Origin of the sequence: Aquiflexum gelatinilyticum (assembly GCF_024813435.1) — a bacterium.
Taxonomy (GTDB): Bacteria; Bacteroidota; Bacteroidia; order Cytophagales; family Cyclobacteriaceae; genus Cognataquiflexum; species Cognataquiflexum gelatinilyticum.
Genome location: NZ_JANAEZ010000009.1, coordinates 114,468 through 138,111, shown reverse-complemented (window position 1 = coordinate 138,111; position 23,644 = coordinate 114,468). Strand labels below are relative to the sequence as shown.

Below are 23,644 nucleotides of genomic sequence, written 5' to 3'. Positions count from 1 at the left end.
CCATCACCCTATGTTGATATTTCTTCTTGCATGGTTTTGCTAAAAACATGCAAGGAGTATGTCTGTTCTGCACCCATTTGAATTAAATTTGGAGTAGAATTTATCCAAACAAAGATTATGAAAATCAATTATTTACCCTTTGCAGTCTTGGCTCTGTGGATATTAGTCCAGTGTGCGCCAAAGGAAAAATCAGTCACACCCGAAGAGGCTCGGGCCATTGCCAAAGAGGCATACATCTATGGGTTTCCATTGGTGGATCACTACAGGATTTTCTATTCCTATTTCGTGGACCAAAATGATCCCGAATTCAAAGTGTCATTCAACCAATTAAAGAACATTCCAAAGGTTTATACCCATGAGGATCGATCGGTCCAAACAGCCAATTCGGATACCCCATATTCTTGGGCGGGACTGGACCTCAGGGGAGAGCCTATTGTGATCATCATTCCCCCTATTGAAGACACCCGCTACTTCTCTGTGCAGTTGATAGATGGATTTACCCACAATTTTGCTTACATAGGCAGCAGGACTACAGGTAATAAAGGTGGCAAATACCTGATTGCGGGGCCGGATTGGAAAGGGGAAGCTCCAAGCGGTTTCGACAAGGTTATCCGATCAGAAACCAATATGGTGATGGCGCTAATCCGCACCCAGCTGTTTGAACCGGATGATATTGATAATGTCATCAAGATCCAGTCTGGTTATGAATTGATGCCATTGTCTGCCTATCAGAAGCAGGCGGCCCCTGCGCAACCCGCTTCCATTACCTGGGTGAAGCCACTCAACAGTGAGGAACAGAAATCCAACCTGTTGTATTTTAATTTATTAAACTTCTGGTCACAGTTCTGGGCTATCCATGAGTCTGAAAAAGAGCTTTTCGAACGCTTCGCCAAAATCGGCATAGTACCCGGCAAAGCTTTTGACCCCGAATCATTTACCCCCGAAATCAAAGAAGCTTTGGCGGCCGGAATCCAGGATGCCTGGAAGGAATTTGCGGCCTATAATGAAGCAGAAATAATGACCGGAAAAGTCGGGAGTGCAGAAGCGTTTGGAACCAGGGAGCATTTAAATAACAATTATCTTCTCCGTATGGCCGGGGCAGTATTGGGCATTTATGGCAATTCAAAAGAAGAAGCCCTTTACCCAATTTACCAAACAGATTCGGAGGGTCAGCCTTTGAATGCCGCCACCAACAAGTACACACTGACGATGAAAGACGATGAAATGCCTCCTGTCAATGCTTTTTGGTCCTATACCATGTATGAGTTGCCCTCCAGAATGATGCTCGAAAACCCAATCAACCGCTATTTGATCAACTCTCCTATGATACCCAACCTGAAGCGCAACGCTGACAATAGCATTACCCTGTATATCCAATACGAAACTCCGGGCAAGGAAATGGAATCCAATTGGCTGCCCGCTCCCAATGGCCCGTTCTTTTTCGTGAATCGCCTGTATTGGCCAAAACCAGAAGCCTTCAACGGCACCTGGAAGCCAAAGCCTTTGGTACGGGTACAATAATCTATTGCCAATCTATTCTTGATTCTCTATAAAAAACCTCAACTAGAATGGTATTTTCCATTTTTGGTTGAGGTTTTTTGATTTTTAGGGAATGAGATATTTTAAAAAAGTAGGTTTTTTAACTGTGTTCATTTTATAACAAATTCGATTAGACCTAATGCCGAAAAGTAATTCCTATTAATTAACGGATGATTCTGGTAAAGACCTCCCGATAAAAAATTTAAGAAGTGAAATTAAACTTTGTAGAATCTTTGGCTTTTGAAAAGAAATTTCAATAACAAAACTACCACGATTCAATTATCTAATGGGCGATCATTAGATGCCCAATTCAATTTGAATCATGGTATTCAGGCGGTTGGTGAATGTATGTCTTAATTCGGTAATTTCTCCGGGATGCTGCCTGTTGTCAAGTCCGATATAATATTGAAACTTGACGCGGTGCTTGTTCAGGTAGTAGTTGTATCCCAATGCCTTGTTTTGCAATTTGTATTGGTAGGATTCAAAACCCTTTTCGGGGGTTACCATCGAATACCTGGCTACCACCTCGTGTTTGCGTCCGAGCATCCTACTCAGCTGAATATTCAAACCTGTCCCCCTTGGAATCCTATTCATAGCCAAAGCATTGTCGGCAGTATACTCAAAACCACCGGCCTTTCTGTCAAAATATTCAGACATGATGCCCCATCCATTATACTTGAACTTCAGGTCTGCAATGAAGGTTTGTAGGTCTACAGCATTGGGCAAAATGCTTCCAAGTTGACCTCCGGCCCGGTTGGTCCCGTCGTTAAAGTTATAGGATGTGCCAATTGAAAGTTTGGGCTTTTCTTCAAATTCCAGATCTCCCTGAGAATAATCACCAACATTCTTAAAAACCCCGAACGGCAGATATTCGGCCCTTATTGTGTAGCTAAGCCCGCCGGGAGAAACCAATTGTCCGCGTCCCTCACCGCTTGTTACAGCACCTTTTAAAAATACAGTATGCTTAGGCCCTGAATTGATTGTACTGTAGGCAAAAAATCCAAAATCCCTGTCAATGGTGAAGGTTGAATTGGCAATACTACGGTCAGGTAATTGCAGATTCCCTGATGAAATCACCCGTTCTCTGTTACCCGGCAATTTACTTTGTCCAAATCCAAAGTATAGTTTTTTACTCACATTGTAATATACCATGGCATCTCTGACGATCTGGGACACATTGCCTGAGACAAGGTCCTGATCGCTCCTTGAAAAGGAAAGCTGTATATAGTACCCGATTTTAGAATTGAGAACATATCCGTCGAAACGCAAGCGAAGCCTTCTCACTACAGCCTCTATGCCCGGTTTATCGATGTTGTCCATGCTACTGAAATACCCAAACCTATTTTGCATCCTAAACCGAAGATTCAAAAGAAAAACGGAATCTTTTTTGAAACCGATCCCTTCCTGACTTACGGATAAGGGACGCTCATCGGACTCCACTTGGGCCATCACAGATTGTGGGCCTAAGAATAATACCCCTAAAAACAGGAAATAATGGATAAAAAGTATTCTCTTGATTGAATGCATAGTTATAATGTGAGGTCAAATATAGGCACAAGAGAAAGTATATAGTTATTATCAATTGGATTTTATGATGAAAAAGGAGAAAGGAAGGGGAAAAATTTATTTGAAAACACCATCCTTTTCCAAATCAATATTTTGATTTCATGCATTTTGGAGATAGATTAATGGTACATAAATTGATTTAATTTTATTGATAAAACTTCAATCCGTGATGGGATTTTCCATAAAAGATTGAGGTTTTGTTTATTTTTGTGTCATGCTTAATTTCAAGAAAGTAATTTTTCTTTTACTTTATTCCTTTTTATCTACTTTTTCTATTGTTTCAGCGCAGCAGCAATTTCAATATAATTATGAAACTTGGTGGGGTGTGATGACTTCCGTGAGGGTATCTGAAAAATGGTCTGTTTGGAATGATGCACATTTTGTGGATGAGACTTTTTTTATTTACCGTAAAGGTATGACCTACCACAACAAAAGGGACAATATTGTCACCACGGCAGGATACAGTTGGCTGCGGCTTACCACACCACTCTCAGAAGGGAAACTGATCCGGACAGAGCACAGACCATGGATGCAAACCATCTTCAGGGTACCTTCCACCAAAAAGTTAAGTACGAGTTTTAGGTTCCGTTATGATGCCAGATTTATACAGAATATTGAATCAGGCCTGCCGGGAGACGGTTTTTCGTTTAACCACAGATGGAGATTCAATAATGCACTGCGGTATAATTGGGGAAATGTCATCAGTGAAAAAACTGTTTTGGCCACAAGTCTACTGAATGAAGCACTTTTTACAACCGGTTCAGGACCTAATGGGGTCAGACACGAGCACCGGACTCATTTGATAATGGGGCTTAATTCAGGTCCAATTACTTATTCCGTAGGATATATTGTCAGGTATATCAATGTCAGTCCTGTCACTGCAAGGTTGAATCACGGTATGGTTTTTTGGCTTACAATTAACCTGAGGGCTATCAAAAAAAGTGAATCTCCATTTGTTGAATTCCCGGGAGATCATGTTGATTGAATCTGACTAAAGCAAATCAGCATATAAATAAAAATCCCGGTTGAAGGGGTTTCGCCACCTTAACCGGGATTTAAATTCACTTTGAGAATTCTATTGTTTTCTGATTACCCCTTCTTCGAGCATTCTTTCCAAAACTACTTGGGCAAATTCGGAGGAGAATTTCTCCATGGATGTCGGGTTCAGGGTCTTGGATTGCGCTGACCAAACCAATAATTCCGACTTGACATCGTAGATATTGATTTCAATAAAGTACCTTCTGTCATTGACAATATGTCCCGGGGTCATCATCATGCCATGATTCATTCCCCAAAATCCGCCAAAATTTCCATGCATTCCCCATCCCGGACCACCCATCATCATTGGTCCGCCCATCATCATGGCACCTGGAATATATCGCTGCTCATCCTGTACATCTATCAAGGTCATGGTCATGATGCCATCCTGGCCGTTTTGGTTCACGACATTCATCATGGCATTTTTATCCAAGTCTGTACTCATCCAAAAGTTGGGACGGATAGTCGCACTACTCGTAGTTGACCTGATACCTAGGGAGGATAGTTTTGTCCTGACATCATCTTCTATAGTTTGTCTTTTGGTCACATCTCCAATTATGGCTGCAACATAAAGGTTATTGTATCCGCCTTGATATTTATCCGGGCTTGTCCATGACCTTGTGATTTTAGTGGCAGGAGAACATGCTGCGGCCAGGATTAGGAAAGCGAAGACTAAGGTTTTTTTCATATTTGAGTAGTTGTTTGTGATAAAGGATTTTATGTTTTTTATTGCTTTATTAACTGATATTTTTCTGCTAAATCTCCTGTAATTCTATTCCCTTCCACATCGAGGTGGAAAAGAATGTTTTCTCCTACAAAGTATTGATTGGGAATAGCCTCACCTGTCAAAGTTATTGTGTTTCCGGCTTCATTCCATGTAAATGTCCCTGATGATTCTATTACATTTTGATTTTCTTTTCCAAGGTAAGTGGATTTCTTTGAGTAGGAATTGCCTGTTCCCAACTCTACTACGATTTCAATTCCCTCACAATCCGCACAGGGAATGATTCCTTTATATGTTCCAAAAAAATCAAGTGAATTACTGGAGTTATGCCCGTCATTTGCAACTGATTCTTCAGTCTCAAACATGGCATCATCTACGATCAAATCATCTTGTTTTGCATTATTCTTACATCCCGAAAAACAAATTGTAAGTAAGGACAGCAGAAAAAATAACGCATTTACATGTTTGAAAATCATTTGAATTTGGCTATTTAATGACTTTGCAAGATACAATCAAAATGAGACTGGGACAATTATAGTTTATTGTTTTATTTCAATTTTGGACAAAAAGGAGCAAATAAGTTTGATTTCTGATAGAGCTTAAAATTTTGATTCACTTTTGTTTTGATTAACTTTCCGGCTTGAAATGATCTTGGCAACTGAAATCATAGATGAAAAAGAATATTAAAAACACAGAATCAGAATCCGGCACTGAAGACAAATCAATTTCCTCAGAGTCCCATCAATATATTGAAAGGGAAGATTCCCGAACAGGTTTGTCTGTTGAGACTTTAAAAAAGGCGATTTCAAATAATCTTTTTTATGTACAGGCTAAATATCCTGAAATCGCTACAAGAAATGATTATTACATGGCTTTGGCCTATGCTGTCAGGGACAGGTTGCTGCAGCGTTGGGTAGCTTCAGTGAAGCAGTATATTCAGGGAAAGGAACGGGTTGTGTCGTATCTTTCAGCAGAATATCTATTGGGACCGCATCTTGCCAATAACCTGATTAACCTTGGGATTTATAAGGAGGTGGAGCAGGCCTGTGAAGAACTTGGCCTCAACTTGGATTGGCTGATTGAAAAAGAAGTGGAGCCAGGTTTAGGAAATGGTGGTCTTGGAAGATTGGCAGCCTGTTATATGGACTCATTGGCTACATTGGAAGTTCCTGCCATAGGATATGGGATAAGGTACCAGTTCGGTATTTTTGAGCAGGATATCAGAGATGGTTGGCAGGTAGAGGATACCGATAACTGGCTGAGAAGGGGAAATCCTTGGGAAATTGCAAGAAGGGAATTGAGCCATGACGTAAAACTTGGTGGTCACATTCAACATTACATTGACCGTAGCGGAAAGTTCTGCAGCAATTGGATTCCTGAACTCGTGGTGAAAGGAGTCGCTTATGATACCCCTATTTTGGGATATAAAGTCAATACTGCAAATACTTTAAGGCTTTGGAAATCTGAAGCTCCACACTCTTTTGATTTTCAGTCGTTTAATGCAGGTGAGTACAACAATGCGGTAAACCAAAAAATCATCTGTGAAAATATCAGTAAAGTTCTTTATCCCAATGACGAGCAGCGGGAAGGGAAAATCCTGAGACTGCAGCAGCAATACTTTTTTGTCTCATGCTCCTTACAGGATATGATCAACATTCACCTAAACCAAGGTGAAAAAATTGAAGACTTTGATAAAAAATTTGCTGTTCAGTTGAATGATACACATCCGGCAATCGGAGTTGTGGAACTGATGCGCCTATTGATGGATGAGCACCTGTTGGATTGGGATACGGCTTGGAATATTACCACCAAGACTTTTGCCTACACAAACCACACATTGCTTCCCGAAGCTTTGGAAACTTGGGATTTGGAATTGTTTGGTTCTGTATTGCCACGCCATCTTGAGCTGATCTATGAAATCAACAGAAGGTTCTTGGATTTTGTCACGGTGAGATTTTTTGGAGACAATCAAAAAATAAGTAACCTTTCCCTAATTGGGGAGGGAAAAAGAAAACATGTCAGAATGGCAAATCTTGCTTGCCTTGGAAGCCATGCTATCAATGGGGTGGCAGCCTTGCATTCTGATTTATTGAAGAAAACAGTATTGCATGATTGGTATGAACTTTCTCCCGAAAAATTCAGCAATAAAACCAATGGTGTTACACCGAGAAGATGGATAGTTTTAAGCAATCCAAATTTGACAAAACTTATTTCTGATAAAATCGGAGAAGGATGGATCAAAGATTTGGAAGAATTGAGAGGATTGGAAAAATATGCCGATGATCCCGAATTCCAACAAGCTTGGATGAGAGTCAAATTAGATCAGAAAAAAGCCCTTGCAAAGAAAATTCAGAAAAGGTTAGGGGTGAAAGTTGATCCCGAGTCTATGTTTGATATTCAGGTCAAACGTATCCATGAATACAAAAGACAGCATTTGAATGTTCTCCATGTGATTGCCTTATACAACCGGATCAAGAAAAATCCGGACTTGGAAATCGTGCCGAGAACTTTTATTTTTGCCGGAAAATCAGCACCTGGATATCGTAAAGCCAAATTGATCATCAAATTAATCAACTCGGTTGGGGAGGTTGTTAATAACGATCCGGATGTAAGAGGAAGGCTTAAAGTGGTTTTTTATCCAAACTACAATGTCACCAACGCTCAAAAGATTTATCCGGCTGCGGATCTTTCTGAGCAGATTTCTACGGCAGGAAAGGAAGCATCAGGAACCGGAAATATGAAGCTTTCCCTTAATGGTGCATTGACTATCGGAACATTGGATGGAGCAAATGTGGAAATCAGAGAATGTGTAGGGGAGGAAAACTTTTTCCTTTTTGGATTGACCGCAGATGAAGTGGCTCAAACCAAAGCGGCCGGATATAAATCAAAAGAATATTATGAATCCAATGCTGTTTTAAAAGAAGCCATCGATCAAATAAATTCAGGTTATTTTTCACATTTGGATGTGAATACTTTCAAGGAATTGACTGATTCTTTGATGTATGATGATCAGTATTTATTATTTGCTGATTTTCAATCTTACATTGAAGCACAGGAAAAAGCAGCAGAAGCATTTAAGCATAAAGAAATGTGGGCAAAAATGTCCATTTTGAATACAGCAAGAATGGGAAAATTTTCCAGTGACAGGAGTATCAAAGAATATTGTGACGAGATTTGGAAGGTCAAATCTGTTCCCGTGGAAATAGATTCCATCAAAATCATAGAAAAATAGAAAAAGGGGGCTTGCCCCCTTTTTTTAAATTGTTAACATTTTTTGATTTCCTTCTCTTAGGTAAAGAATCTTTAGCATCAAAAAAGCTCTTTAATTCTGTAATGGGCATCTTTGAAAGAGAAGGTTTCTCCATGTTTTTTACCTTTCATGACTTGGTATAAAGGGCTTTCAGTCGATAACCCAAAAACTGAAAAACCATTGACTTTCATTCTTTCAATGCTTGTTGACACAAAGAAAATGTCTTTGTCTGTCACCACTACGCTCCCCAATTTTACTGTGTCATTGATATCTTCAATAGTAGGAAGCATGTTTTGAAGAATTTCCATTTCTTTGTTGGCAAAGCTGACTTGGTCTCCTACAGCATTTGCCCGATGGATTTGCTCCGAATTGAAACCTTGTTGGGACATGTCCGGGTCCTCTTGGTTGGCTTCGTTTTCACTGCCAATCATTTCTTTGATACTGTTTTTGAAATCATCAATTACAGATTGATGTTTCTTTATACTTGTATCCAATAGTGCCTTTTTAAAAGCGGCATGGTTGATATTTAATACGCTGGTTTCCATATTCATATATTGGTAGTTGAATTCTGAATTATATTTTGATTTTTCGTTGATACAATTTAAAAATAGGGAGCCTTTGATTCAATGACTTATGTTTGGCTCATCTATGATTATCATTCTTGATTTGGGTTGGTTGATTCAATTGGAAAAATTCTAAGCAAACCAACAAAAAACATAGCCGAGGAAAAATCAAATAAAATTGCCTTTTTTTTAGCAGAAAACTATTTTCAATATAGAGGGCAAAGACCATACCCAAAAAAGTGCACAGTATGAAGCTCGTATTGCATATCGAAGGATACAAGTCAATTTCCTCTCTTTGGCCCTTCTAGGTGTGGAAAAAAGAGGTCGAAAATTTTTGTCAGACCCGGCAAGAAAAAATCCTGTAGCCAAAGCCAATTGCAGGCTAAGTAAGATTTTGATCTTTTAGCACATAACATTTTAAGTACATGAATACCTTATCCTTCCTTAGAAAATCTATAAAAATGCCGGTATTTAGGAAATTTTATTTTTCAAGTTCTGTAAAAGCTCTTTGGCATCTCCGCCTTTTTCCTTGATTTTCTTAAGCGCAAAAGCAAGGGTGATGTTAAACAATCCCAAAGAGAAGAATGCCAAAGCGGTAAAAAACACAATGGTCAATCCCCCTAAAGTCGGGTTGAATAAGATCATCAAAGAGAAAATGACTGACAATGCCCCGCTTGCAAGTAACCAACCCCATCCATCGGAACCATATTTTTTCATATCAAAAGCAAACCCGAAAGTTGCAAAGCCTTTGAACATAAAATAAAAGGCAATGATAAAAGGAAGGACGACCATGGTGATCGCAGGATTGAAAAACAAAACAGATCCTACCACAAAGTCAAACATCGCTCCGGCAAAATGCCATCCCCAATCGTCGATTTCATTCCTATTATTGATGGAAAATATCAATTGAAATATCCCTGAAACAAACATAAAAGAAGCAAAAATGATAGCCAGACTCATGTAGCTTTTGACAGGAGTGGAAATGGTCCAAGCTCCGACTAGGATGAATAAAATACCAACCAACAGTGGAAGCCACCAGTTTTTGATCATAAATCTGCTTTTTTTAAGTACTGATTCCATTTTCTTTTTGTTTAGATTTTTTGTTTTTTAAAAATATTGAATCCAAAATGTAAGAAAATTTGAGTTCAGTTTAAGGTTGATCACATCAAAAGATTGTTAAAAAAATGCCTAATTAATTTAACCAAGAAATTCTTGGGAAAGAGGAAGGTTATCCCTTCCTTTTTACGAAAGGCCCAAAATTAAAATAAAGGGATAAATGAATAATATTCACCCACTCATTCCTCAATTGCTGCCAATTTGATTTCAATTTTTTTCCTCAGTTTATTAAAAAACCTGATCCTTTCTTTTTCACCGACAGTACTTACCATGGTTGATTTTTTGATCAGGTTATGGAGATTATAAAACATGGCTTCATTGAATTTGGGATCCATAGAACCAATAAAGTACATGACACTATGGTTGAGGTAAGTAATCTGTACATTGTCTAACTCAGCAATGATGGTATTGTCACCGATGACAAAGTCATTGACATACATGGTATAAGGCGCACTCTCCGCTGTGGGTTCTTTTCCCATTGGAAATTTCAATCCCAATTCCGCCATTTTTTCGAGGTGGTTGACTACTTCCAATAATTGCTCAAACAAGATTTTCAATTCTTTTTGTGAAGGAATCAAACCCATATCATTGTACAATTCAATCTGCCGGATGGTGACATTGATGCCTTCTTCATTCCAAATCTCCGTTGTCGGAATCTGATTGAACAAATTGATCATTTTGGTACTCGTATCTTTGAGCTTATAATAGAGCAGGTTATTGAAAGAGAATTTCTCATTCTTCAGACTTTCATTGTGGAGGATGGATTTCATCCAGAAAAAGAATTTAAACGAGGCCAATTCAGGAAAATATAAATGGTAGAAGGGAGGCAGGTCTTTTACCAGGTAATACATATGTTTCTTTTTTTGGATATGAAACATCTGTATCTGCTTCAGCACGTCCTCAAACCAATCGTCAAAACTGTCTTTGGTAAATGAATTCAGTTTGCCGTGGAAGACTATGGCATTGGTCTGAAGATTAAAAACCTGATCAAGGGAAATATTAAAATGTTGGCTGATTTTTTTGATTTCCTCCAGGTCAATAAACTTTTCACCACGGATCCTCCGATAGGCAGAATCATTGCTGATTTCCAATAAATCCGAGACTTCATCTACAAGGGATTTGTAAGGAGGGAGGAGGTTTCTTACATGATGGAAAAACTGAACCTGAATTTCTGAATTGCCCATAACAAAATTAAAAGTGATGAATTGTATGTTTTCTCATTAAATATCTCTTTGAGATAAATCCAAACTTTGGATTTAAATTAATCAGAATAAAATTTCGTTGTGGCCGATGAAATAATAGGTTATTGACTAATTTAAAGAAATACACAGAATATTCCTAAAGAAAAAAGTGAGATAATAGGAGCAAAAATGATCGTAAAAAATAAGTATGATTATTATAAGAAAAATTTATGCATTATCGGATCGAATTGGATTCAATAGATTTATTCAAATTTGATTTTATTGATCAAGCTTTTGATTTTTTTTAAATTTTTTTTAGTCAGGTATGAAGTTTAATTTTTGATTTTTATTCAAAATCCCAATTTGAATAAAACTTTTGTGTGAAATATCCAAAGTCAGGCCGAACTGAGTTGGTTTTTTCAATTTTTAATAAAGTGACCTTTTCCTTCCCGTAGTTTTCTGAATAATTACAAATCAGGCCATCGGCACGTTTTTTTTCAATTCGCCGATGGTAAAAGTCTCAGGTAATTTGGTGGCATGATAAGAAATCACGGTTGGTCAGGTACTTCTTTGACAAGCCTACTTTCTTGAATTTTTCATTCACATAAATCCAAAAAAAGATGGAAACTCAAAAAATCTCCTTAGGAAAAAGAAAAGAACTTCAAGCAGCCATCAGTTGCATCATGGTTTTTGCTATCATCGCCACTGTATTGGTTTTGGGAGCAGGATTGACCACCTCATCCACATTCAAGTTTTTGTTTCTATTGGTCACGGGTTGGCTCGGATGGACTTTTACCGAGTATTTTCTGCATAGGTTTTGGATGCATAACCACTTCAGGAATGTCAATAGCAAAATCTACGACATGCACATGAACCACCACAAGCATCCTCAGGAAATCAAAATTGACGGTACTCAGAGATCCATCTTATTTGTGGGTGGGATTTGGATATTTTACTTTGCCTTGATTTGGAACAATTATTTCACTTTGTTTCTAGGCTTCTATGTTGGCCTAACATTATACAGCCTTATGCACATCATGCTACACAAAAAGTGGGGACGCTATATTTTTCCCAAAGTCCAGAAGGCCCACATTCACCACCATGGGAAATATCCTGACAAAGGATTTTCATTCAGTACAATTATCTGGGACTGGATGTTTAACACCTTACCTCCAAAAGAGGAAGTTATTTCGGAAAGAATGTTAGGATTTTATTTCAAACCTGACAAAGAAATGAAAGAATCAAAAAGCAGAAATTGAAATTCTAAATTAAAAAGAAAGGGAAAAGTGCAGGTGGCGCTTTTCCCTTTTTAATATTGTTATTGTGCTTTTGAAGCAGATGCAGCAGCAGCTTTTCCGTGAAGTTTACCGAGTTCTTGATCGATGGTCCAAAGGCCAATTCCCTCCTCGCCGATGATGTCAAACAATTCCAAAGCTCTTCGGGCCAAAGTCTCTTCTTCCCTTTGTTCGGTAACATACCATTGCATAAAGCTGAAAGTAGCAAAATCCTTGATCCCAAAGGCGTGGTCTACAATAGAATTGATCGATTTGGTCACTTTGATTTCATGCTCAAGAATAAGTTCAAACACCTCTCGCAAAGAATTGAAATGGTGTCTGATTCCGGTAATTTCAGGTTGGATGGCGTGTCCTCCTGCTTCGTTTACATAATGAAAGATTTTCATCATGTGCATTCTCTCCTCATCTGCATGGACATAGAGGTATTGGGATGCATTTTCATATCCCATCATGTGGCACCAAGAGGCCATGGAAAGGTAATATGCAGAAGATTTACCTTCCATTTCTATCTGCTGGTTCAACAATTTTTCTGTATCGAGCAGTAATGAACGCTGTAGCGTTACGATTTCTTTTGGTTTCATGGCGATTTCATTTTATACAAACTTAACTAATTTGGAAAGATATGGTTCTTGAAATGGGATATTTTCAGAAATTTAGATTTGGTATAAGTAAAAATCTAAATTCCATTTTCATTATTGTAAGTAAAATACAGCAGTTTGCTGTTTTTTTTAACATATGAAATTGACTATCATAAAGCAAATTTATACAGTTTTATACCATTGGCTTTCCTGCCATTTGCTTAAGCTTTATATTTAAATGAATATGTACTGAATAAAAAATTGAATTCGGGAAATTGAATTGAAATCAACCAAAACAACCCATAATTTAAAAATAACCTAATCATCATGAATTCAAGAAGAAAATTCATCCAAAATGGCCTCTTGCTATCAGCCGGTTTGAGCATGCCGGGCATGATACACGCTGATACCTTGTCGGCACTCAACAAAAAAATCGCTCCATCTGATCAACTGAATTTTGCAGTGATAGGATGCAAAGGAATGGGATGGTCAAATATGAATGCCCACCTCAAAATGCCAAATGTCAATTGTGTGGCTATTGCAGACATTGATCAGAGTGTTTTGGACCAACGTTCCGAAGATGTGAATAAGCAGAGAGGGAAAAAGCCACAGGTATACAAGGATTACCGAAAAATGTTGGAAAACAAGGATATTGATGCTGTCATCATTGGTACCCCTGACCATTGGCATTGTTTGACCATGGTAGATAGTCTTTCGGCAGGAAAACATGTCTATGTCGAAAAACCAATTGCCAATACCATTGAAGAATGTAACCTGATGGTTAAAGCCAAGCAACGTTATGGAAAAATGGTTCAGGTTGGGCAATGGCAAAGAAGCGGTTCCCAATATGCTGAAGCTATTGATTACGTGAAGTCAGGCAAACTTGGACAAATAAGACTTGTAAAAACATGGGCCTATCAAGGTTGGATGAAGCCGGTACCAGTCATGCCTGACGGACCTGTTCCTCAAGGTGTTAATTATGACATGTGGCTTGGACCTGCACCAAAGCGGCCATTTAATGGGAACCGTTTTCATTTTAATTTCAGATGGTTTTGGGATTATGCAGGTGGTTTGATGACCGATTGGGGAGTACATGAGATTGATATAGCCTTGTATGCAATGGGAGTGACTGCGCCAAAGTCTGTGATGGCTTCTGGTGGGAAATTTGCTTATCCTGATGATGCTTCTGAGACCCCGGATACATTACAGACTGTATATGAATATGATGGATTCAATATGCTGTGGGAACATGCCACCGGTATAGATGGAGGTAACTACGGAACTACAGAAGGCATTGCTTTTATTGGCAATAATGCAACTTTGGTAGTCAATAGGGGAGGATGGAAAGTAATTCCTGAAACTGAAAACAAGGATGGAAAAAGGGTCAATAAAATTGAAGAAATCCAATTGATAAAACCAAACGGAAATGCACTTGAAATCCATGCCAAAGGTTTTGTAAGTTCAATAATTGAAAACGATGCCTCTAAATTGACCTGTGGAATTGAGACAGGAAGTATTGCTGCTATCAATGCCCAAATGGGAAATATTGCGTACAAAACAGGAAAGAAAGTGTATTGGGATGCTAACAAAGGACAATTTACCGATCCTGAAGCGAATGCCTTGATGAAAGCCAATTACCACAACGGCTGGAAATTGCCGACTGTATAATCAAGGATTAAAAGAAGAAAGATTGAGGGGGAGGTTATTGGTTCCAGTAGCCTTCACCCCATCTTTAGTAACCCAATCATGGGTTATTTTTAACATGTTTTTTTCCATATCAAATTGAATGGTGATTTTCCCATCTTGGGCATCCGATAGGCTTTGAAAAGCCAATTCATCAGGAAAATAGTTTTGGCTGATTAAAGGTCCAAATGCAAAATTTTTACCTTCTAAAGCTGGGATAATTTTTGGATCCGAAATTCCCGAGGACGGAAAAACAGCATATTCGCCACTTTGAAGAGGAAAGTCAGGTAATGTTTTCCCATTGGAAACAGAATAAATCCCTATTGACATAATTGTTGAATTGGGAATATATGGAATTGAAAAATTGACATCTGTTGATAAATCAAGTTTTGCCCAAACATGGGAACCTTCTCCAGAGAAATTTACCGGGCCGGTGATGGTTAGTTTGGCTGATTTAAATTCAATCCGATTCTCCCCTAGGTCAAAGTTGCTGAATGCTGCAAATGGATCTTCTCCGGTATCTGTAATAGTGCATGCAGAAAACCCTACTAAAATTGCTAAGAAAATAAGAGTTCTGGAGGCCAAAAATTTATATAAATTCATAGGAAAGTGAGATAATTTTATTTTTCCAAAAGCAAAAATCAGACCTTTATTTAAAAATAACAATTACCAATCATTTTCTCTTTTGACATATTCCCATTCTTGTTTCAAAATGCTGTAATAAATCGTATCTCGGCGTCTATCACTAGTCATCAATGTATGGCTCCTAAGTACCCCTTCTTCAATAGCACCAATATTCTTAAGCGCTTTTCTGGCCTGAACATTCAATACATCTGTTTTGAATTCGACACGTTCTAAACCGATTTTCTCAAAACAATATGTTAAAAGGAGCTTTTTCACAACAGAATTCAAACCGGTTCCATGATAACTTACCCCAAGCCAAGTCCATCCGATTTCCATCCGGCTATCTCTTTCCGAGATATTTCCAAGGGCAGTAGACCCAATAAGGTTTCCAGATTTTTTTTCGATGATAGCAAATTGAAGACGTTGTTTTTCAAATGCAGGCCTTGCCCATTCTGATAACCCATCCATAGTTGAAAGGTCATGTGTAAAAAACCGCCACATTTCGGGATTGGAAGATAAAACCAGCAAAGGAGGCAAGTCTGCCTCCTCCAATGGCCTTAATAATACAGACTCATTTTCAAGTCTTAAGTTAAAGTCGATCATCTGTTATCCTTAACCCAAAGTTTCTTTCAATACCTTGTTGAAATATGCCACCTCTTCAAGGGTACCGGTACTTACCCTACACCAATCATTCAATGGAGGAAATGGTCTTCCCACTATGACACCTTTGGCAAGCATGGTTTTTGCAAGCTCTTTAGCATCTTGATTTGCATGGAAGAATACAAAATTTGCTTGGGAGGGGAGATATGGCAATTTCAATTCGTCCAAGGTTGTTTCTATCATTTTTCTTGCTTCAAGATTTTTTTGAAGACTGAATTGATAGAATTCTGTCTCCTCCAAAGCAGTTTTTCCTGCTTCAATTGCCATGATGTTTGTATTTGCAACCACTCGTTCGGAGAGCTTTTTGGCAATATCAGGCCTTGCAACCAAATACCCAAGTCTGATTCCTGCTAGTCCATATACTTTAGATAGGGTTTTGGAAACAATAATATTCTTTCCCTCCTTTACAAGTTTGACCATAGAAGGATAATTTGGATCTTCAATATAATCACAGTAAGCTTCATCACTGAATACCATTGTTTTTTTGCTTACTGTTTCACAAAAATCCAAAACCTCGTTTGCAGGCAGCAATTTTCCAGTTGGATTGTTTGGGTTACAAAGGAAGACCAGCTTGGTTTTCGGTGAAACTCTCTTTTCAATTTCTTTGAGGTCATAATTCAAGTCCTTGTCAAGCGGAACCCAATTGATTTCAGCCCCCCAGGTTTCAGCATAGGTCATCAATGACAAAAATGTAGGCAATCCAGAAATCACTTCATCGCCTTTGCCTGCATAGGTAATGCCTGTGATTTTAAGTCCTTCGGTAGACCCTGCCACCAACACAACATGGTCAGGAGTCACACCTTCTTTTTTTGCAATCATTTCTACAAGAGGAGCATTAAACGACCAAGGATATCTGCAGCTGACATCAAAGGCATCCATCATGGCTTTCCTCACTTTTTGGGAAGGTCCATAGGGGTTTTCATTCGATCCCAACCTGATGGGGTTGTCCAATGGACGTGGATTGAATTTGCGGATTTCTTCTGCGGAAAGTGTACTGAATGCTCCTGTGCCTGTAAGCAATGCAGCACCACCTGCCAATGACGCACTTCTTAACCAATCTCTTCTTGAAAATTTCATATAATTCCAATTTGTACCAAAATGTAATAATATCAGTTTTTTATTCCTAATCCATATTACCAAGAATGATTTATCTTGGTAATTATTCCCTAACTGGATAATATTTTACCAATTTAATAAATGATAGAAAAAAACAGCAGTAAAAATTATCATTTTCAAAATATAATTCCTAAATTTTATCAAATACTTATCATTAAGTCTTCAATCCCAAAATTATAATACTATGAAAAAATTAAGCATTTTCTTGTTTATGGGGATTATGGCCATGTCAATGGCAAAAGCCCAAGAACCGACGTATCTGGTATTTGAATTTATCAAAGTGGAATCTAACCAAACTTATGATTTCATTGAATTCAAAGATTTTATGGAAAAAATATACATGGCTGCTGTCAATGATAAAAAAATAAAGGGATGGGACTTTTGGGCTTTACAATCAGGCGCCGACCCAAGTGAATTCCAATATATTACCATCACTTATTTTGACAACCCGGTGAATATGATGAACGGGCTTCAGGATGAGGACATGGTCAAATATGCAATGGTGGCATATCCCCACCTCACCGAAAAACAGGTAGTTGAGAAATTCAATGCGGCTATAAGTAGCAGGGATTTGGCACAAAGGGCTTACATGCAGGAAATTGCAAGGACAAGAGACAGCTTTCATCTCAAGAAAGGTTCATTGGCTTCATTTGATATGATGAAAGCTGTGGAAGGTAAATTCCAAGAGTATGAAAAAGCTGAGAAAGAAGTGTTTTTGAAAATCCATCAAAATAGGATTGAAAAGGGATTGATGGGAAGTTGGAGTCTACTCAGGACTGCATTGCCTTTTGGAAGTGAAGCAAAATATACCCACTTGACCATGAACAAGTATAAAGACTATTTACAGTTTTTCAATGCCCAAGAATATGAGGACATGGAATCCACAGCCGAGCAGCGTGCTGCCATGGAAAAAGGGATACAGGCTAGAGAACAGAAATATATTTATTTGGCGACTTTGGAAAACGCTGTCCGATAAGCACAAAAAATCAACCACCGGAGAGGATTTAAATCAGTTCTATCCGGTGGTTTTTTTATTTAATTCTTTAGAATCAATTCTATTTTTTCCAATTCTTCGGAAGAGAAATTAAGGTTTTTAACTGCTTCGACATTTTCTGCCAATTGCTCCGGTTTGCTTACTCCGACTAGGACAGTTGTAATCCTTGGATCTTTGAGCAGCCATGCTATTGCCATTTGTGCCAGACTTTGCCCCCTATTTAAAGCAATATCATTAAGCCTTCGGACTTTGCTGATCACTTCATCAGAGACTTGGTTTTTTTTAAGATACCTTCCGTCTTTGGCAATCCTGCTGTCTTCGGGTATTCCTTTTAAGTATTTGTCAGTCAAAATACCTTGCTCCAAAGGTGAAAATGCGATTGATCCAATACCTTTTTCTCCCAAAACATCCAATAAGCCTCCTTCAACCCATCTGTCAAACATACTATACCTAGGTTGATGGATAAATAGTGGAGTTCCCATTTCTTTCAAAATCTTGTAAGCTTTTGCAGTGTCTTCTGCATTGTATTGTGAAATACCTGCATACAAAGCTTTTCCCTGTCTCACAATTTGGTCTAAAGCGCCCATTGTTTCCTCAAGTGGCGTTCCCGGATCGGGTCTATGGTGATAAAAAACGTCAACATAATCCAGTCCCATCCTTTTCAGACTTTGATCAAGGGAAGCGATTAAATACTTTCTCGATCCATGATTACCATATGGTCCCGGCCACATATCCCATCCAGCTTTGGTTGAAATTATCAATTCATCCCGATAAGGTCTGAAATCCTTTTCCATGATTCTTCCAAATGTTTCTTCTGCAGATCCATAGGGAGGCCCATAGTTATTGGCAAGATCAAAGTGTGTGATTCCAAAGTCAAATGCCTGACGAAGAATATTTCTTGCATTTTTGAAATCAGCATTATGTCCGAAGTTATGCCATAATCCAAGGGAAATCATAGGTAACATGACCCCACTTTTACCGCACCTTCTATATTCCATGGAATCATATCTAGATTCATCAGCACGGTACATTGGAAGAGGTTGATGGTCGTTAATATTCATTTTATATTATTTATAGGTTTTAGGATTTATTTTCAATCAGTGTCTTTACCAATTCATCTATTTTGGCTTCATTTTTTTTCACGAATTGTTCACCTGCTCTTTTTAATGCAGCCATATTTTTTGGTGTCGCATCAGCTAAATCGGAATTGGCATTTCCTATTTCAGGTTCCAACCGGATATAGCCTTCATTATTGTTCCCGGCATCAAAAAGCCATTCCAATTGATGGGAAACAGTTTCTGAATTGCCTGACATCATCACATCTATCAAAGGCTTGATCCATTCTACCATTCCAAAGTTTTTTGCCTTTTTGTATGGAATGGGTTTTTTGACTGATCCGGTACCGATCGAGAGCATGAGCATATCTTTTGAAGTAGGATTGGCAATGTCGCCAAATATACATTTTCTGACCTCCGCATAAGCACACATCGCAGGATTATTAGCGAAAACACCTCCATCAATTAACGGAAAGGATTCCGCAGATTTAGATTGGATCAGTGCTGTTTCAAAGTAGGTGGGGGCAGCGGAAGTAGCTAAACTCAAATCCCTTACATAAAAATCATCCGCTTCATTTTCACGTGCTTTCCCATGTTTGAAAAACTTCGCCTTTCTATTTTCAATATCATAGGATGTAAATAAACAAGGCCTGATCAGTTGGCTCAAAAGTGTATCCCCAAAATATTCACGAAGGGCTTTTTTCAAATTTGAATTTGAAAATTTCTCATCCTTTAAACCATAAAGAGTCCTGACTTTTTGAGATATCGGATTACTGAAAATTTCCTGACCGTTTTGCAAATATAGTTCAACCACTTCGGCCATAGTATATTTTGGCTTACTTGGATTATTTGGATCAGGAACAAGCATACCGCAACCCAATATTCCTCCTGTACTCGTACCTGCTACAAAATCAATATAATCTACGAGCCTGGCGTCCGGACCTGATAATTGATCTTGAAGTTTTTTTTCAATTAGTGCAAGGATAGTCCCGGGAATTATCCCTCTGATGCCACCTCCATCTATGGAGATGATTGTTACCTTTTTCATTTAGATAGGATTTAGTAAAAATTTTATAGTGACTATTTAAATTTAATAATTTAAAGGTGCTTTTTGAGAAGAAAAATCAAATAAAAACAGATCTGATAAAGGTTAATTAATTTGTGCTAAAAATAAATCTGATATCAGAAAACAACAATTGCAAACAGGATACTGGAGGACCCAATGAGCAACAAAATTAGAATCGGTTTCCACGCCACCCTCATCCATTCTTTGTAAGAAATGCCCGATGCGGCCAATATCGCCATCAATGCGCCGTTTGTCGGTGTCACCAAATCCATCAATCCGGCTCCGTATTGATAGGCTAACACAACGACTTGTCTAGACATACCGATCAAATCAGCAATAGGAGCCAACAAAGGCATAGTCAGAACAGCCTGGCCTGAAGTACTCGGTACAGGAATATGCAAGATGCATTGTCCTGCCAACATAAAAATACCTGATAAACTGAGCGGCAATCCTTCTAAAGGACTGAATAAACCAAGTATTATGGTATCTATAATCTGTCCATCCTGTAAAACCAAATAAATACTCCTAGCCATACCAACGATTACACCTGCAAATATCATTTCTCCAAAACCTTCAGAATAAGCCCTTGCAGTACCGTTGATTCCCAGATTGCCTATTAATCCAACTGCCAAACCCAATGCAAAGAATATTGCAGACATTTCATTGTAATTCCATCCCCAATTGGTCAAACCGAATACCATGATTCCAAAAGTCAGGCCAACAAGAATCAAAATCAATACATGGATGTTAGATAGTTTTTTTGGAACCTTGACAGAGATAGTTTCTGAAAGAGATTTGTCTTTCCCGTTTTTTATAAAATAACCGATCCAAAAAGAAAGCGCCAAAATGAGAAAAACCATACGAAACAAACCACCTGAAAAAACCGGTACTTGCGCGACTTTTTGCGCAATGATTACCCCAAAAGGGTTGGTTGGGCCAAATGAACCCCCAATTACCGCTGAACCCAAACTGAAGGCAATCACGGCCGTTTTTGAGTAACCTATTTTGTTAGCCAACACCATAAGTAGGGGTACCATAGCAATTACTTCCTCTTGAAATCCGCTCAAATTCCCCATGGTAGCAAATAGGATTCCTAAGATTATGATGAGATAAGATTTTGCTTTGCTAAATCTGAAAATCAAAACCTCCAAGCCACTACTGAATGCCCCGGTTTTTTCAACCACATAAAAAGCGCCACCTATGATTAGAATCAATATTACTACATCTGCTCCTTCAATAAATCCCTCGGGTACACTCAAAAAAATTTTCCCAATACTCACAGGATTATTTTCAATATGCCGGTAACTACCCTGAACGACAATTTCCCTACCAGTAGCTTCATCCAATATCCTGTCATAGGAACCTGCAGGGACGAAATAGGTCAGCAATGCAGCAAATCCTATAAAGACTAGCATGATAATCAAAGGGTGGGGGAAGGAGATTTTCATTTCAGTTGGATTTTTGAAATATGGGTTTTGCGGTGTGGAATATACAATTTGAAAAGAGGCCTTATGAATTAGATGGAACTGCTATTGGTTTTTGGTCTGTTTCAATTTTTTCTTTTGAAATGTAATCCTTTGGCAGATATTTCAACAGCTGCTTTTTAAATACATGAAAATCCACAGTAATGGTATGCCTAGGTGTATCAATCTGTTTATAATGGGGCTGTGAGACTTCTTTTTCACAGAGATCTTTGATATTGGAAGGCCTGACCCATTTACCGGCTATTTCTCTTGCCATAATCTTTGCCTGTAATTCCGCTCCCGGCCAAATACAGCCTAAAGGTTGGAACATACCCACAAAGTAAAGATTTCGAAATTCGGGATGAAACATCTTTAGGTAAAGTGGAACCGGACCTGAACTGTAGTCAATAAACTTTTTATGAAAGAAAGGGTGGGAGAGGTAGTAGCCGGTGCAGGCAATGACAGTATCATACACTTCCTCTATACCATCTTCAAAAATCACTTTTTTCCCTTCCAGTCTTTTTATATCAGGACGAGGTTTCACTTTCCCATGTCGGATTTTATAAAGCAGTTCATCATTGATGGTAGGGTGGGTTTCCCCGAATTTGTTTTCCACTTTTCGCAAACCGTAAAGGTGGTTATCACCTACCATTATTTTGAGTAAAATATCAAAGAAGAAACTTCTGATTTTTAAAGGTATCCAAGCACTTCTTTCACCGATTTTATCAGAAGGCTGCCCAAAAAAGAACTTTGGTATGATTCTATAACCACGCCTCCAAGAAATGGCGGTCATTTTACTGACCCTACTAGTTTCGACAGCGACATCGCATGCGGAATTGCCACCACCTATGACAAGAACCCTTTTGTCTTTGAAAGGCTCAGCTTTTTTGAATGAATGCGAATGCAAAAATTCCCCTGTAAATTCCCCCGGGTAATTTGGCCACCTTGGATTCCAATGGTGGCCGTTGCAGACGACGAGATCTGAAAACTCTTCAGTTTTTTTTATTCCATCAGTTTCGGTTATGATTTCCCATTTTTCTTGGCCTAGCCATTCGCAGTGGATAACCATGGTATTGAACCTGATGTGTTTGATCAACCCAAAATGCTTGGCGTATGCCTGAAAGTACCTTCTCAATTCATCGTGAGAAGGATAATCAGAAACCGTTGGGTCAAAATCATCAAAAGTAAAATCCGAATATTGGGAAAGGGTTTTGGAACTGATGATATGTGTGGTTTCAAAGACACTTGAATGGCTTTCATTTTCAGAATAAACCCAATTTCCTCCTACCTCTGAATTTCTATCAAATCCAACAGCAGGGATGCCTTGGTCCAATAAATTTTTCAAAGCCGTGATACCTGATGGTCCTGCACCTATGACAGCTACTTTTTTAAACATATTTCAAAACAATTTCTTCAGACATGATTTTTGTTCCAATTGACGCCGGAGCTTCTATTTTCCGAAGGTTCCCAAAATATGATATTTGGGGGATTTTAACATCAATGATATACTTTGAGGAATTGGCAGGGCTATATTCTATCAAACTCGCAGCTGGATAAACTGCCAAAGATGTACCTATAACAGCAAAGATATCAGCATCCAAAGTAGCATTGATGGCAACCTCCATCATCGGAACGCTTTCTCCAAACCATACAATGAACGGTCTTAATTGACTTCCTTTTTCACACACATCTCCCAAATTAATTTCCCATTCATTCATTTCGTAAACCAACCTTGGATCTATGGTACTTTGAGATTTGAAAAGTTCACCATGGAGATGGATAATCTTGGACGAGCCTGCCCGCTCATGGAGATTGTCAACATTTTGGGTAATAATGGTCACATCAAAATACTGCTCTAAGCGCGCAAGTTCATAATGGGCTTTATTGGGATGCACTGTGAGTGCCTGTTTTCTTCTTTTGTTATAAAAATCAAGAACAAGAGAAGGATTTTTTTTCCATCCTTCAGGAGAAGCAACTTCCATCACATCATGGCCTTCCCAAAGCCCGCCGCTGTCACGGAAAGTACTGATACCGCTTTCCGCAGATATTCCTGCTCCGGTAAGAACCACTAATTTTTTCATTTCAAAAATCAGATTGAGGTGAAAGGCTGATAATGCACTCAATCTCAAGAAA

Annotated in this window: 21 protein-coding genes; 6 read left to right on the top strand and 15 right to left on the bottom strand. The window is 38.6% G+C overall.

The window, feature by feature from the left end:
* Positions 1-117 precede the first annotated feature (117 nt).
* Positions 118-1,521 (top strand): DUF1254 domain-containing protein, encoded by a 1,404-nt coding sequence (locus NK987_RS17955; protein WP_259264982.1) that lies wholly within the window; start codon positions 118-120, stop codon positions 1,519-1,521.
* Between the two features lie 315 nt (positions 1,522-1,836).
* Here the strand turns inward: NK987_RS17955 and NK987_RS17950 are convergent, their stop codons facing one another.
* Positions 1,837-3,066, bottom strand: a complete 1,230-nt coding sequence (locus tag NK987_RS17950; RefSeq protein WP_259264981.1) for a porin — start codon at positions 3,064-3,066, stop codon at positions 1,837-1,839.
* 253 nt (positions 3,067-3,319) lie between these two features.
* On the opposite strand from NK987_RS17950, the gene NK987_RS17945 reads away from it, so the two are divergent.
* Positions 3,320-4,090 (top strand): DUF2490 domain-containing protein, encoded by a 771-nt coding sequence (locus tag NK987_RS17945; RefSeq protein WP_259264980.1) that lies wholly within the window; start codon positions 3,320-3,322, stop codon positions 4,088-4,090.
* A gap of 90 nt (positions 4,091-4,180) precedes the next feature.
* Here NK987_RS17945 and NK987_RS17940 read toward each other — a convergent pair whose 3' ends face one another.
* Positions 4,181-4,831, bottom strand: a complete 651-nt coding sequence (locus tag NK987_RS17940) for a hypothetical protein (RefSeq protein WP_258423686.1) — start codon at positions 4,829-4,831, stop codon at positions 4,181-4,183.
* A 38-nt stretch (positions 4,832-4,869) separates the two neighbouring features.
* A complete protein-coding gene (locus NK987_RS17935) occupies positions 4,870-5,343 on the bottom strand; it encodes a copper resistance protein NlpE (protein ID WP_259264979.1) in 474 nt (157 codons plus the stop codon).
* A 194-nt stretch (positions 5,344-5,537) separates the two neighbouring features.
* On the opposite strand from NK987_RS17935, the gene NK987_RS17930 reads away from it, so the two are divergent.
* Entirely contained in the window at positions 5,538-8,099 is a 2,562-nt protein-coding gene (locus tag NK987_RS17930) for a glycogen/starch/alpha-glucan phosphorylase (protein ID WP_259264978.1), read from the top strand.
* A 77-nt stretch (positions 8,100-8,176) separates the two neighbouring features.
* Here NK987_RS17930 and NK987_RS17925 read toward each other — a convergent pair whose 3' ends face one another.
* The 3 genes from NK987_RS17925 to NK987_RS17915 form a co-directional block, all read right to left on the bottom strand.
* Positions 8,177-8,662 carry a hypothetical protein gene (locus NK987_RS17925; protein ID WP_259264977.1) on the bottom strand — a complete coding sequence of 162 codons (486 nt, stop codon included), beginning with the start codon at positions 8,660-8,662 and terminating at the stop codon, positions 8,177-8,179.
* Between the two features lie 489 nt (positions 8,663-9,151).
* Entirely contained in the window at positions 9,152-9,760 is a 609-nt protein-coding gene (locus NK987_RS17920; RefSeq protein ID WP_113922010.1) for an HdeD family acid-resistance protein, read from the bottom strand.
* Positions 9,761-9,975: 215 nt separating this feature from the next.
* Entirely contained in the window at positions 9,976-10,980 is a 1,005-nt protein-coding gene (locus NK987_RS17915; protein ID WP_259264976.1) for a helix-turn-helix domain-containing protein, read from the bottom strand.
* Positions 10,981-11,597: 617 nt separating this feature from the next.
* Here NK987_RS17915 and NK987_RS17910 point away from each other — a divergent pair.
* A complete protein-coding gene (locus tag NK987_RS17910; protein ID WP_259264975.1) occupies positions 11,598-12,236 on the top strand; it encodes a sterol desaturase family protein in 639 nt (212 codons plus the stop codon).
* Between the two features lie 59 nt (positions 12,237-12,295).
* On the opposite strand, the gene NK987_RS17905 is transcribed toward NK987_RS17910, so the two are convergent.
* Positions 12,296-12,853 carry a ferritin gene (locus NK987_RS17905; protein ID WP_259264974.1) on the bottom strand — a complete coding sequence of 186 codons (558 nt, stop codon included), beginning with the start codon at positions 12,851-12,853 and terminating at the stop codon, positions 12,296-12,298.
* 324 nt (positions 12,854-13,177) lie between these two features.
* Here NK987_RS17905 and NK987_RS17900 point away from each other — a divergent pair, with 324 nt between their 5' ends.
* Positions 13,178-14,518, top strand: coding sequence for a Gfo/Idh/MocA family protein (locus NK987_RS17900; protein WP_259264973.1), 1,341 nt, complete (start codon positions 13,178-13,180; stop codon positions 14,516-14,518).
* Here the strand turns inward: NK987_RS17900 and NK987_RS17895 are convergent, their stop codons facing one another.
* From NK987_RS17895 to NK987_RS17885, 3 genes are all read right to left on the bottom strand, one after another.
* Positions 14,519-15,136 carry a hypothetical protein gene (locus NK987_RS17895; protein ID WP_258423677.1) on the bottom strand — a complete coding sequence of 206 codons (618 nt, stop codon included), beginning with the start codon at positions 15,134-15,136 and terminating at the stop codon, positions 14,519-14,521. It lies immediately after the preceding gene.
* 63 nt (positions 15,137-15,199) lie between these two features.
* Positions 15,200-15,760: a GNAT family N-acetyltransferase gene (locus tag NK987_RS17890; RefSeq protein ID WP_259264972.1), complete on the bottom strand. Its 561-nt coding sequence runs from the start codon at positions 15,758-15,760 to the stop codon at positions 15,200-15,202.
* A gap of 9 nt (positions 15,761-15,769) precedes the next feature.
* Entirely contained in the window at positions 15,770-16,894 is a 1,125-nt protein-coding gene (locus tag NK987_RS17885) for a pyridoxal phosphate-dependent aminotransferase (RefSeq protein WP_259264971.1), read from the bottom strand.
* A 223-nt stretch (positions 16,895-17,117) separates the two neighbouring features.
* Here NK987_RS17885 and NK987_RS17880 point away from each other — a divergent pair, with 223 nt between their 5' ends.
* Positions 17,118-17,909 carry a hypothetical protein gene (locus NK987_RS17880; RefSeq protein WP_259264970.1) on the top strand — a complete coding sequence of 264 codons (792 nt, stop codon included), beginning with the start codon at positions 17,118-17,120 and terminating at the stop codon, positions 17,907-17,909.
* Between the two features lie 59 nt (positions 17,910-17,968).
* Here the strand turns inward: NK987_RS17880 and mgrA are convergent, their stop codons facing one another.
* The 5 genes from mgrA to NK987_RS17855 form a co-directional block, all read right to left on the bottom strand.
* Entirely contained in the window at positions 17,969-18,988 is a 1,020-nt protein-coding gene (gene mgrA / locus NK987_RS17875; RefSeq protein WP_259264969.1) for an L-glyceraldehyde 3-phosphate reductase, read from the bottom strand.
* Between the two features lie 19 nt (positions 18,989-19,007).
* Entirely contained in the window at positions 19,008-20,030 is a 1,023-nt protein-coding gene (locus NK987_RS17870; RefSeq protein WP_258423672.1) for a patatin-like phospholipase family protein, read from the bottom strand.
* A 134-nt stretch (positions 20,031-20,164) separates the two neighbouring features.
* A complete protein-coding gene (locus NK987_RS17865; protein ID WP_259264968.1) occupies positions 20,165-21,496 on the bottom strand; it encodes a YfcC family protein in 1,332 nt (443 codons plus the stop codon).
* A gap of 61 nt (positions 21,497-21,557) precedes the next feature.
* Positions 21,558-22,907, bottom strand: a complete 1,350-nt coding sequence (locus tag NK987_RS17860; RefSeq protein WP_259264967.1) for a flavin-containing monooxygenase — start codon at positions 22,905-22,907, stop codon at positions 21,558-21,560.
* Positions 22,900-23,592, bottom strand: a complete 693-nt coding sequence (locus NK987_RS17855; RefSeq protein ID WP_259264966.1) for an SIR2 family NAD-dependent protein deacylase — start codon at positions 23,590-23,592, stop codon at positions 22,900-22,902. Before NK987_RS17855 ends, NK987_RS17860 begins: the two co-directional genes overlap by 8 nt.
* Positions 23,593-23,644 lie beyond the last annotated feature (52 nt).

Bases quoted from the DNA above. Each gene is read 5' to 3' on its own strand.
- NK987_RS17885 (WP_259264971.1), bottom strand. From the start codon at position 16,894: ATGAAATTTTCAAGAAGAGATTGGTTAAGAAGTGCGTCATTGGCAGGT.
- NK987_RS17925 (WP_259264977.1), bottom strand. From the start codon at position 8,662: ATGGAAACCAGCGTATTAAATATCAACCATGCCGCTTTTAAAAAGGCA.
- NK987_RS17915 (WP_259264976.1), bottom strand. From the start codon at position 10,980: ATGGGCAATTCAGAAATTCAGGTTCAGTTTTTCCATCATGTAAGAAAC.
- NK987_RS17870 (WP_258423672.1), bottom strand. From the start codon at position 20,030: ATGAAAAAGGTAACAATCATCTCCATAGATGGAGGTGGCATCAGAGGG.
- NK987_RS17855 (WP_259264966.1), bottom strand. From the start codon at position 23,592: ATGAAAAAATTAGTGGTTCTTACCGGAGCAGGAATATCTGCGGAAAGC.
- NK987_RS17905 (WP_259264974.1), bottom strand. From the start codon at position 12,853: ATGAAACCAAAAGAAATCGTAACGCTACAGCGTTCATTACTGCTCGAT.
- NK987_RS17935 (WP_259264979.1), bottom strand. From the start codon at position 5,343: ATGATTTTCAAACATGTAAATGCGTTATTTTTTCTGCTGTCCTTACTT.
- NK987_RS17880 (WP_259264970.1), top strand. From the start codon at position 17,118: ATGAAAAAATTAAGCATTTTCTTGTTTATGGGGATTATGGCCATGTCA.
- NK987_RS17860 (WP_259264967.1), bottom strand. From the start codon at position 22,907: ATGTTTAAAAAAGTAGCTGTCATAGGTGCAGGACCATCAGGTATCACG.
- NK987_RS17910 (WP_259264975.1), top strand. From the start codon at position 11,598: ATGGAAACTCAAAAAATCTCCTTAGGAAAAAGAAAAGAACTTCAAGCA.
- NK987_RS17865 (WP_259264968.1), bottom strand. From the start codon at position 21,496: ATGAAAATCTCCTTCCCCCACCCTTTGATTATCATGCTAGTCTTTATA.
- mgrA (WP_259264969.1), bottom strand. From the start codon at position 18,988: ATGAATATTAACGACCATCAACCTCTTCCAATGTACCGTGCTGATGAA.
- NK987_RS17930 (WP_259264978.1), top strand. From the start codon at position 5,538: ATGAAAAAGAATATTAAAAACACAGAATCAGAATCCGGCACTGAAGAC.
- NK987_RS17950 (WP_259264981.1), bottom strand. From the start codon at position 3,066: ATGCATTCAATCAAGAGAATACTTTTTATCCATTATTTCCTGTTTTTA.
- NK987_RS17900 (WP_259264973.1), top strand. From the start codon at position 13,178: ATGAATTCAAGAAGAAAATTCATCCAAAATGGCCTCTTGCTATCAGCC.
- NK987_RS17920 (WP_113922010.1), bottom strand. From the start codon at position 9,760: ATGGAATCAGTACTTAAAAAAAGCAGATTTATGATCAAAAACTGGTGG.
- NK987_RS17940 (WP_258423686.1), bottom strand. From the start codon at position 4,831: ATGAAAAAAACCTTAGTCTTCGCTTTCCTAATCCTGGCCGCAGCATGT.
- NK987_RS17945 (WP_259264980.1), top strand. From the start codon at position 3,320: ATGCTTAATTTCAAGAAAGTAATTTTTCTTTTACTTTATTCCTTTTTA.
- NK987_RS17890 (WP_259264972.1), bottom strand. From the start codon at position 15,760: ATGATCGACTTTAACTTAAGACTTGAAAATGAGTCTGTATTATTAAGG.
- NK987_RS17955 (WP_259264982.1), top strand. From the start codon at position 118: ATGAAAATCAATTATTTACCCTTTGCAGTCTTGGCTCTGTGGATATTA.
- NK987_RS17895 (WP_258423677.1), bottom strand. From the start codon at position 15,136: ATGAATTTATATAAATTTTTGGCCTCCAGAACTCTTATTTTCTTAGCA.